The organism is Amycolatopsis eburnea (assembly GCF_003937945.1).
GTDB classification, from domain to species: Bacteria; Actinomycetota; Actinomycetes; order Mycobacteriales; family Pseudonocardiaceae; genus Amycolatopsis; species Amycolatopsis eburnea.
In genome coordinates this window covers 1-9,745 of the sequence record NZ_RSEC01000013.1, presented here as the reverse complement: position 1 = coordinate 9,745, position 9,745 = coordinate 1, and the positions used below count along the sequence as shown (strand labels likewise).

The 9,745-nt window shown below is 73.3% G+C and carries 8 protein-coding genes; 6 read left to right on the top strand and 2 right to left on the bottom strand.

Annotated features, from left to right (window positions below; genetic code table 11):
- The first annotated feature begins 379 nt into the window (after positions 1-379).
- Positions 380-1,936: an FUSC family protein gene (locus EIY87_RS03310; RefSeq protein WP_225439673.1), complete on the top strand. Its 1,557-nt coding sequence runs from the start codon at positions 380-382 to the stop codon at positions 1,934-1,936.
- A 44-nt stretch (positions 1,937-1,980) separates the two neighbouring features.
- Entirely contained in the window at positions 1,981-3,957 is a 1,977-nt protein-coding gene (ligD, locus tag EIY87_RS03305; protein WP_125306156.1) for a DNA ligase D, read from the top strand.
- A gap of 2 nt (positions 3,958-3,959) precedes the next feature.
- Here ligD and EIY87_RS03300 read toward each other — a convergent pair whose 3' ends face one another.
- Positions 3,960-4,523 (bottom strand): hypothetical protein, encoded by a 564-nt coding sequence (locus EIY87_RS03300; RefSeq protein WP_125306155.1) that lies wholly within the window; start codon positions 4,521-4,523, stop codon positions 3,960-3,962.
- A 20-nt stretch (positions 4,524-4,543) separates the two neighbouring features.
- Positions 4,544-5,425: a LysR family transcriptional regulator gene (locus EIY87_RS03295; protein ID WP_125306154.1), complete on the bottom strand. Its 882-nt coding sequence runs from the start codon at positions 5,423-5,425 to the stop codon at positions 4,544-4,546.
- A 77-nt stretch (positions 5,426-5,502) separates the two neighbouring features.
- Between EIY87_RS03295 and EIY87_RS03290 the strand changes: the two genes are divergently transcribed.
- The 4 genes from EIY87_RS03290 (at position 5,503) to EIY87_RS03275 (ending at position 9,632) form a co-directional block, all read left to right on the top strand.
- Entirely contained in the window at positions 5,503-5,901 is a 399-nt protein-coding gene (locus tag EIY87_RS03290; RefSeq protein WP_225439672.1) for a hypothetical protein, read from the top strand.
- Complete coding sequence (locus EIY87_RS03285) at positions 5,894-7,426, top strand: multicopper oxidase family protein (protein WP_125306152.1); 1,533 nt, start codon at positions 5,894-5,896, stop codon at positions 7,424-7,426. Before EIY87_RS03290 ends, EIY87_RS03285 begins: the two co-directional genes overlap by 8 nt.
- Positions 7,427-7,649: 223 nt before the next feature.
- Positions 7,650-8,501 (top strand): geranyl diphosphate 2-C-methyltransferase, encoded by an 852-nt coding sequence (locus EIY87_RS03280; RefSeq protein ID WP_125306151.1) that lies wholly within the window; start codon positions 7,650-7,652, stop codon positions 8,499-8,501.
- A 27-nt stretch (positions 8,502-8,528) separates the two neighbouring features.
- Positions 8,529-9,632, top strand: coding sequence for a family 2 encapsulin nanocompartment cargo protein terpene cyclase (locus EIY87_RS03275; RefSeq protein WP_191983930.1), 1,104 nt, complete (start codon positions 8,529-8,531; stop codon positions 9,630-9,632).
- Positions 9,633-9,745: the final 113 nt, after the last annotated feature.

Genomic DNA, 9,745 nt, shown 5'->3' with positions numbered 1-9,745 from the left:
CCTCAAACGCTACATCGCCCGGGAGCTCTACCGGATCATCACCGCAAACGGCCTCGAACTCACCCCTCGACATCCATAGGAGCATCCCTTTCACCTCGTCCGGCGCCAGGGCCCCGGCAAAGTCGCCGGGGGCCGGCCGCTCTCGGTCTGAACCGACCGGTGCCGGCCGTGGCGAGGGCGCCGGGCGGCCCTCCGGTGTCTTGAATGAGTCATTCAGGACCTCCGAAGACCTGAATGAGTCATTCAAGACGTCGGCGGAGCCGGGACCGTGTCGTCCGGCGCGACGAACGACTCGTTCATGACATCGCGGCGGCCGCCCGAGCCGCGCGTGTTCCTTCCCACCCCGCCACCCCCGGCACGCCGTGCTGGAATGGGGCCCGTGCCACCAGAACGACCGGACCCGCTCCCCCGCATCGCCCGCCCCCGGGCGCTGCTGTTCGCCCTCCCCGCCGCGGGACGGCGCTGGAGTGCCGGCCTCCGGGCCGCCGCCGCGGTCGGGGTTCCCGGTGCCGCCACCGTCCTCACCGGACACGCGGACATCGCACTCTTCGTCACCTTCGGCGCCTTCGCCGTCCTCTACGGCGAAGGCCGCCCCTACCGCGTACGCGCCCGCGTCGTCCTTACCGCCGCCGTGACCCTCGTGCTCGCCGCCGCTCTGGGCACGCTCGCCGGCGAAGTCGGCGGCGAAGCGGCGGTCATCATCGTGGTCACCGTCGTCGGAGTCCTGGCCGTCTACGCCGTCGACGCGCTGCGGCTCGGCCCGCCCGGCGCGCTGTTCTTCGCGCTCGTCTGCGGCGGCGCGACCGTCGCCACGGAAGCCGGCGCGGATCCCGTGGCCATCATCGTTTGCACGGCGCTGGGCGGCCTCGCCTCGGCGGCCGTTTCCATGGCCGGGATCCTCGCCGACAAGACCAAGCCCGAACGCGCCGCCGTCCAACGGGCCGTCGCCGCCGTCGAGGCCGCCGGCGACAACCCCACGGCGGAAGCGCGGCACGCCGCCGGCTCGAGCGTTTCCGCCGCCTGGAACGCCGTCCACGACGCCGGGCACGAAGCCGGCTCCGAACTCGCCACCACGCTGATCGCCGCCCACCGCCGGTTCGCCGACGCCGCGGGCAACCCCGACGAAGCCACGCTCCCGCTCCCCCGGCCCGCGGTGGGCTACCGGCTGCGCCGGTCGGCGACCTTCCGCTCGCACGCCATGGTGACGGCGGCGCGCGTCGGCGTCACCTGCGCCGCCGCCGGGAGCCTGAGCGCGGGGCTCGGGCTCGCCCGGCCGCACTGGGCGATCCTCAGCGCGCTCGTCGTCCTGCAGCAGGGCACCGACCGGGTCCGCGCCAACGTCCGGGGCCTGCAGCGGTTCGCCGGCACCGCCGTCGGGCTCGGCGTGTTCGCCGCGGTGTCCGCGCTCGCGCCCGCCGGGCTCGCGCTGGTCGCGACGATCGCGGTGCTGCAGTTCTGCATCGAGCTGTTCGTGCCGCGCAACTACGCGGTCGCCGTCGTGTTCATCACGCCGGTCGCGCTGCTCGCCGGGGGCGCCGCGGCGAGCGGGCCGGCCGGGCCGGTGCTGCGCGACCGCCTCGTCGAGACCGTGCTCGGCGTCGCGCTCGCCGTCCTCGCGCAGTACCTCCTCGCCCCGCACGCCCACCGCGCCACGTTCCGCTGGACCGAAACCCGCATCCGCGCCGCCGCCCGCGCGGTGCTCGAGACCCGGGACCGCGCGGCGCGGCGCGACCTGCAGTTCGAACTCGAGGGCGCCACCCGCGCCGCCGTCGACTCCGCGCACAACGACGTCCGCTGGACGCGGGACCACTGGCCGGCCCACGCCGCGCTCGTCCACCTCGGGTACGACCTCCTCGCGGCGTGCTGGGCCGGCCGCGTCGACCCCGCGCGGTGGACGCCCGCGTTCCAGTCACCTGCGCAAACCCGGCGAAACTAGGCCGAACGGGTTACCTTGGCTTCGGAAGGTGACGGAGGTCCGGCATGGCGGCAGACGACGCGGCCCGCGCTCCGGCCTGGGTCGAGCCGATGCTCGCCAAGGCCGACGGCGGACGGCTGCGCAGCGGCCCCGAGTGGGCCTACGAGTACAAGCTGGACGGCTACCGGGCCGCCATGCGGATCGCCCCGGACGGCACCACCGTCCTCACCAGCCGCAACAACATCGACTTCACCGCCGAGTTCGCCGAGCTCGACGGCGTCCTCGCCCCGGCGCTCGACGGCCGGGCCGCCTACCTGGACGGCGAAATCGTCGTCTACGGCGAGGACGGCCGGATCGACTTCGAGCTGATGCAGGAGCGCCGCGGCCGCTGGGTCCGGCACCAGAGCGGGCCGAAGGGCCGCGAGTTCGCCGACGTGCCGGTCCGGTTCCTGGCCTTCGACCTGCTCCGGCTCGGCGACCGCGACCTGCTCGCGACGCCGTACGACGAGCGCCGCGCCCTGCTGGCGAGCCTCCCGATGCCCGACCCGTACCGCGTTTCGGTGGTGCGCGCGGTCACCTTCGCCGAACTCGCCGCCGACCGCCGCACGCCGGCCGACTTCCTGTCCCACGCCGCGTCCGCCGGGTACGAGGGTGTCGTCGCGAAGCTGCGCAGCTCCGCCTACGTGCCAGGGCAGCGGCCGGATTCCTGGCTCAAGCACCCGCTGATCCGGACCCAGGAGGTGATCGTCTGCGGCTGGCGCCCCGGCCAGCGCAGCTTCACCGGCACCCTCGGCGGCCTGCTGCTCGGCGCGCACGACCCGGAGACCGGCGCCCTCGTCTACATCGGCGACGTCGGCACCGGCTTCAGCCAGGCCGCCCGCGCCGACCTGAAGGCGCGGCTGGAGGACATGGAGCGCCGCACCCACCCGTTCGTGACGGCGCCGCCGCGCGAGGACACCGTCCGCGCCCGCTGGGTCGAGCCGCGCCTGGTCGGCGAGGTCGTCTACCGGCAGTTCACCCGCGCCGGCCGCGTCCGCCACACCGCGTGGCGCGGGCTGCGCGCCGACAAGGACCCCGCCGACGTGATCGCCCCGCGCGCGGTCCCCCGGGAAAGCGCGGCGCCACCGCCTGAACCGCCGGGCAAGCGGATCACCGTCCAGGCCGGGGACCGGCGGCTCACCCTGTCCAATTTGGACAAGATCCTCTACCCCGCGGCCGGGTTCACCAAGGGCGAGGTGATCAACTACTACTCCCGCGTCGCGCCGGTGCTGCTGCCGCACCTGGCCGGCCGCCCGGTGACGTTCATCCGCTACCCGGACGGCGTCGACGGCCAGAAGTGGTTCGGGAAGAACGTCCCGAACGGCGCCCCGTCCTGGCTGCGCACCGCGCGGCTGCCGAGCACCGGTTCGCGCGGCAGCGGCGACACCATCGACTACCCGCTGCTGGACGACCTCCCGGGCCTGGTGTGGGCGGCGAACATCGCCGCGCTCGAACTCCACGTTCCCCAGTGGACGGTGGCCGACGGCACGCGGAACCCGCCGGACCGCCTGGTGTTCGACCTCGACCCCGGGCCCGGAACGTCCATCGTGGACTGTTGCCGGGTGGCCGAGCGCCTGCACGACGTCCTGGCCGCCGACGGGCTCACCCCGTACGCGAAGACGTCGGGCTCCAAGGGGATGCAGCTCTACTGCGGCATCGCGGCCGGCGACCCGGCAGCCCCGTCGGCCTACGCGAAGCGGCTCGCCCAGCGGCTCGCGAAGGAGACGCCGGAGACGGTGACCGCGGTGATGGCGAAGGCGCAGCGGCCGGGCCGCGTGTTCATCGACTGGAGCCAGAACAACCCGGCGAAGACGACGGTGGCGCCGTACTCGCTGCGCGGCCGCGACCACCCGACGGTCTCCACCCCGGTGACGTGGGCCGAGGTCCGCGCGTGCCGGCACGTCAGCCACCTGACGTTCACCGCCGACGACGTCCTCGACCGCGTCGCCGAGCACGGCGACCTCCTCACCGGACTGGCCGAGGAGCGCGCGCCGCTGCCGTAGTGCTACGGCGCGCCGGTGAACTTCGCGGGTACGGCACGCGGACGGCGAGGGCCCCAGCGGCTGGTGGCGAACAGGACGACGGCCGCCCGGCCCGAGCCACCGACCCACGCGGGCTGCGCGCGCTCGAACGCCACGAGCGGAGGCTGGCGCCGCAAGCTCGCACCCCCTCGCAGCCGGGCACCACCGCCGTCGCGGTACCGGACGACGTAGTCGAGACTGCTGGCGTTGCTCGACCGCCCCGCGAACGCCAGAGCCGCGAGGCAGCCTCTCGGATCCACCCTCACCGCCGTGACCTCCGCGGCTCGCCAGCCGGTGCGCCGGACCGACTCGTAGCGCAGCCACCACAACACCGCCCACGGCGTGAAGCACAACGACACCACGATCACACCGAAGGCCAGGACAGCCGTCGCGGTGTTCTCGGGAGCGTCTCCGTACGAGAAAAGCAAGAACGCGAGAGCCGGGACCCAGGCCAGGCAGCACGCCGTCGTCCGCAGTGCCACGCTGCCCAGGCGCTCCCGTTCGCGAGCCAGCTCCGCCCGGCCCAGCCCCCAGGAATCCCGCTCCACCGCGCCAGCATACGAGTGCGTCACCCCGGCGGGGCCCACTCCCATTCGGTCAGCGCGGTCCGCATCAGCCGGGCCGCGGCCGGGAGGCGGCTGTCCGCGGCCCAGCAGAGGGTGATCGTGCGGCGGCAGTCGGGGCTGTCCACCGGGATCCACACGACCGGCACCTGCGCGGCGACGCGCCGGGCCATCGCCGGGTTGAGGCCGATGCCCAGCCCGGCGCTGATGAGTTCCTGGATGGCGCCGGGTTCGTCGCCCTCGAAGACGATCTTCGGCGTCAGGTCGCGCGCGGCGAAGAGCCGGTCGAGCAGCCGGCGGTGCCAGTGCCCGCGGCGCGCGGTGATGAACTGCTCGTCCGCGAGGTCTTCGACGCGGACCGACGTGCGCCCGGCCAGGCGGTGCCCGACCGGGGTGGCCAGGTACACCGGCTCGTCGAGCAGCTCGACGCCGGCCAGCCCGTCGGCCGGGATCGGCTGCGACGCCACGCAGAGGTCGATCTCCTTGGCCCGCAGCGCCCGGGCCATGTCGTCGGCGGGCAGCTGGTGCAGCACGACCTCCACCGCCGGGTGGGCCCGCTTGAACGCCGCGAGCGAGCCGGTCAGGGTGAGGAACGATTCCGACGCCAGCCGCACGGTTCCGTAGCCCTCGCCGGTCGTCTCGGCGACCGCGCGGCAGCCCGCGTCCAGCTCCCCCAGCGAGCGCTCGACGTAGCCGCGGAAGAGCTTCCCGGCGTCGTTCAGCCGGAGCCGGCCGGCCCGGTCGAACAGCGGGGTGCCGAGTTCGGCCTCCAGGCGCGCGATCGTCCGGCTCAGCGACGGCTGGGCGATCCGCAGCTCGTCGGCCGCGCGGCTGAGGTGCTCCAGCCGGGCCACCACGAGGAACTGCCGGAGCGTGCCCAGATCCACGTCATACCTCCCGCGTCATAACGGCATAGCAATATTGATCTTAGACACCATAGCCCCGCGGTCATAGCTTGGCTTTCGTGGACAGCACAACGAAAACGCGGCCCGCCGGCTGGGTGCTGCGAGCCGTCGCGGCCGGGCACGTCGTCGCGATCGCCGGCCAGCCGGTGTTCGCCGGCGTCTACCTCAGCGGCGACTACGACGCCCTGCGCCTGCACGCGACCGGCGCCGACGTCGTGACCTCGCTCGCCTACCTGCAGCTCGTCGTCGCCGTCGTGGTGTGGGTCCGGCTGCGGCGGGCGTGGCCGTTCTTCGCGACGACGGCGGTGGCGGCCGCCGAAACGGTCCAGTACTTCGCCGGCCTCGACGGGGCGCTGTGGCTGCACCTCCCGCTCGGCGTGCTGACCGTCGCGGGGCTCGTCGTGCTGGTCGCCGCGGTGTGGCGGCGGCCCCTGACGCGGGCGGCCATCGATGCGTGAGCCGACCCGCCGCCAGGTCCTCGGGGCGTTCGGCCTGCTCGCCGCGACCGGACTGGCCACCGCGGCCGGGCTGGCCCGGCGCCCGCCGGTCACCGGCGCCGAGCTCCGCAGCGCCGTCCCGCTGCCCCCGGCGTACACCGTGCCGCTGCCCGTGCCGAACATCCTCAGGCCGGTGGCACCGGGCCGCTACGAGATCACCCAGCGGGTGGCGGAAATCGAGGTCCTGCCCGGGATCCGGACGCCGATGTGGACCTACGACGGCACGTTCCCGGGACCCACGATCGAATCGCGCCGCGGCCGTCCGGTCACCGTGACCCACCGCAACGAGCTGCCGGTGCCGACCGTGGTGCACCTGCACGGCGGGCGCACCCCGGCGGCGTCCGACGGCTACCCGACCGACCTCGTGCTCCCGCCGGGCTGGGCGGACCACCACGCCATGCCCGATCCGCGCGCGGTGCGCAGCGTGGGGACGCGCGAGTACACGTTCCCGCTGGACCAGCGCCCGGCGCTGCTCTGGTACCACGACCACCGGATGGACTTCACCGCGCCGGCGCTCTGGCGCGGCCTCGCCGGGCTCCACATCGTCCGCGACGACGCCGAGGAAGCGCTCGGCCTGCCCTCGGGGTCCCGCGAGCTGCCGCTGGTGCTGACCGACCGCGCGTTCGCCGCGGACGGCACGCTCGACTACCCGTCGATCGACGCGACGCTGCGGCACCGGCCCGGCGTCCGGGAAAGCTTCCTGGGCGGCGTGCTCGGCGACGTCATCCTGGTCAACGGCGCGCCGTGGCCGGTGCACGAAGCCGACGCGGCCCGGTACCGGCTGCGCCTGCTCAACGCGTCGAACGCGCGGCACTACGAACTCGAAGCCGTCACCGACGACGGGCGGCGGCTGCCGCTCGTGCAGGTCGGCGCGGACCAGGGGCTGCTCGCGGCGCCGGTCACCCACGTCTCCGTGCCGATCGCGCCCGCCGAACGCTACGACGTCGTCGTCGACTTCGCGGGGGTGCCGGTGGGCGGCCGCGTCCGGCTGCTCAACAAGCTGGGCACCGGGCGGACCGCCGAGGTGATGGCGTTCCGGATCGCGCGCCGCGCGGCCGACGACAGCCGGGTGCCGCCGGTGCTGTCGGCGGACCTGCCGTCGTGGGGCCCGCCGTCGCGCGTGCGCGAATTCGCTTTCAGCGCCGGGCAGCAGGCCGGCGGGCACGGCTGGGTGATCGGCGGGCGCGCGTTCGACCCGGCCCGCACCGACGTCACCGTCCGGCTCGGCGACGTCGAGGTGTGGCGGCTGGTCGCGGACGTCCACCACCCGGTCCACCTGCACCTCGCCGCGTTCCGGGTACTCTCCCGCGGTGGCCGGGCGCCGCTGCCGCACGACGGCGGCCTCAAGGACACCATTTCGCTCCGGCCGGGCGAGGCGGCCGAGATCGTCACCCGGTTCGACGGTTACCGCGGGCGGTACCTCTTCCACTGCCACAACGCCGAACACGAAGACATGGGCATGATGGCCAACCTCGAAGTCGTCTGACACCCACGGTCACAAGCCGTCCCTCTGACGGGGCGCGCGGGGTCCCGATCGAAGGTCGGATCCGGGTCCCGCGCCACCCCGCGCAGGGACGCCGCTGGTCCAGACGGGCAACGCTCGCGTGGTGCGAGTGAAGCTCCTTGTCCCCGCGAAACTCCCGGCACTAGCGTCGATCACGAGGGGATGATTCCTTGTCCCCCAAGGAAACCGACCGAGGAGTTACTCGATGACGGCTCTCGACCAGCCCGTGGCCCGCACCGCTTACCAGCAGTCGGTCGCCGACTACTGGAACGCGGAAAAGGACCCGGTGAACCTCCGGCTGGGCGACGTCGACGGTCTGTACCACCACCACTACGGGCTCGGCGACTACGACCCGGCCGTCCTCGAAACGCCCGAGGCGACGCGCGACGAAGCGATCATCGCGGAGATGCACCGGCTCGAGACCGCGCAGGCCGAAGTCCTGCTCGACCACCTGGGCCCGATCGCGCCGTCGGACCGGCTGCTGGACGCCGGCTGCGGCCGCGGCGGCACGAGCGTCATGGCCCACCTGCGCTTCGGTTGCCAGGTCGACGGGATCTCCATCTCCGAGCAGCAGGTCGGGTTCGCCAACGAGCACGTGCGCAAGCGCGGGATCGACGGCTCGGTGCGCTACCACTTGCGCAACATGCTCGACACCGGCTTCGAAAGCGGCGCGTTCCAGGGCATCTGGAACAACGAGAGCACGATGTACGTGGACCTGCACGACCTCTTCGCCGAACACGCGCGGCAGCTCAAGCCCGGCGGGCGGTACGTGACCATCACCGGGTGCTACAACGACGTCACCGGCGGCCGGTCGCGGGCGGTGAGCCAGATCGACCAGCACTACATCTGCAACATCCACGCCCGCGGCGACTACTTCAAGGCGTTGTCCGCCAACGGGTTCGTGCCGATCAACGTCGTCGACCTGACCGCCGCGACGATCCCCTACTGGGAGCTGCGGGCGCAGTCGTCGGTCGCCACCGGCATCGAGGACCCGTTCCTGACGGCCTACCGCGAAGGCAGCTTCCACTACCTGCTCATCGCCGCCGACCGCGTCTGAGCCGGGCCGGTGCCGAGGGAGACCACCATGACCGTGTGTCCACAGTGGACGACCGGCGACGCCGGTGGGCTGCTGGCCGGACCGTTCGGCCTCGGGACGTCGGCGGCGCGGATCGCGACGCAGTTCGCGCCGTCGCCCGGGCAGGACCCGGCGTACGCGTACCTGCCGTGGGGTGACGGCAGCGCGTCGCCGCTGTACTGCCCGGTGGTGGGCAGGATCGACGACGCGCTCGCGGCGGAGGTCGACCGGCGACTGGTCGCGTGGGCCGAGGACTGCGGGTTCACCGGCAAGGGCCTGGAGCAGATCGCCGGTGCGGGGTTCGGCAGGCTGGTGATGCTGGCGCACAGCGACTGCGACGACCCGGACCGGCTGCTCGTCGCGGCGCAGCTGAACGCGGTCTGGTGGGCGGCGGACGACTACTACGCCGACGACAGCGAGCTGGGTGCGTCACCCACCGAGCTGCCGCCGCGCCTGGCGCTGGTGATGGCGGCCATGGACCCGGTCGCGCCGGCCGGGGAGTTCACGCCGCCGCTGGAGGAAGCGCTGCGCGCGGACCCGATCCTGGTCGGGCTGCACTCGGCGACCGAGCACCTGGGCCGGCACGGTTCGCCGGTGCTCGTGCAGCGCGTCTGCTATTCGACGTTCGCGATGTTCGTCAGCTGGGACGCCTACGCGGCGTGGCGCCACACCGGGCGCTACCCACCCGCGTGGGAGTACCTGGCGGCACGCCAGCACGACAGCTTCTACACGTCGATGACGCTCGTCGACGCCGTCGGCGGCTACGAGCTGGCCGCGCCGTTCTACTACGACCCGCGCGTGCGCGAAGCGATGATGCGCGCCGGCACGGCTTCGGTGCTGGTGAACGACCTCCATTCGGTGGCCAAGGACGCCGCCGACGAGAAACCGGTCTGCAACATGGTCCTGCAGATCGCCGCGGACCGGGGCTGCCCGGTCGAGGAGGCGGTCGAAGCCACCGTCGCCCTGCACAACCAGATCGTCCACGAGTTCGAGGACGGCCACCGCGAGCTGATGGCCGTGCCGTCCCCGGAGCTGCAGCGCTTCCTCGTGGGGGTCCGTTCCTGGATGGGTGGCGGCTTCACCTGGCACGCCACGAATCCCCGATACCAGTAATGACAATCCTCGAACCGATTGGGTGGTTTTCGCTGTGACCGTCACCGACCCGGTGGAATCCGAGCAAGCACCGCTGAGCCTGGGCCGGGCCGCGGCCCGCACACTGGCGACCA

What these genes read in the sequence shown, in the direction of transcription:
- ligD (WP_125306156.1), top strand. Translation starts at nt 1,981, where the DNA reads ATGGCGGCAGACGACGCGGCCCGCGCTCCGGCCTGGGTCGAGCCGATG.
- EIY87_RS03280 (WP_125306151.1), top strand. Translation starts at nt 7,650, where the DNA reads ATGACGGCTCTCGACCAGCCCGTGGCCCGCACCGCTTACCAGCAGTCG.
- EIY87_RS03275 (WP_191983930.1), top strand. Translation starts at nt 8,529, where the DNA reads ATGACCGTGTGTCCACAGTGGACGACCGGCGACGCCGGTGGGCTGCTG.
- EIY87_RS03285 (WP_125306152.1), top strand. Translation starts at nt 5,894, where the DNA reads ATGCGTGAGCCGACCCGCCGCCAGGTCCTCGGGGCGTTCGGCCTGCTC.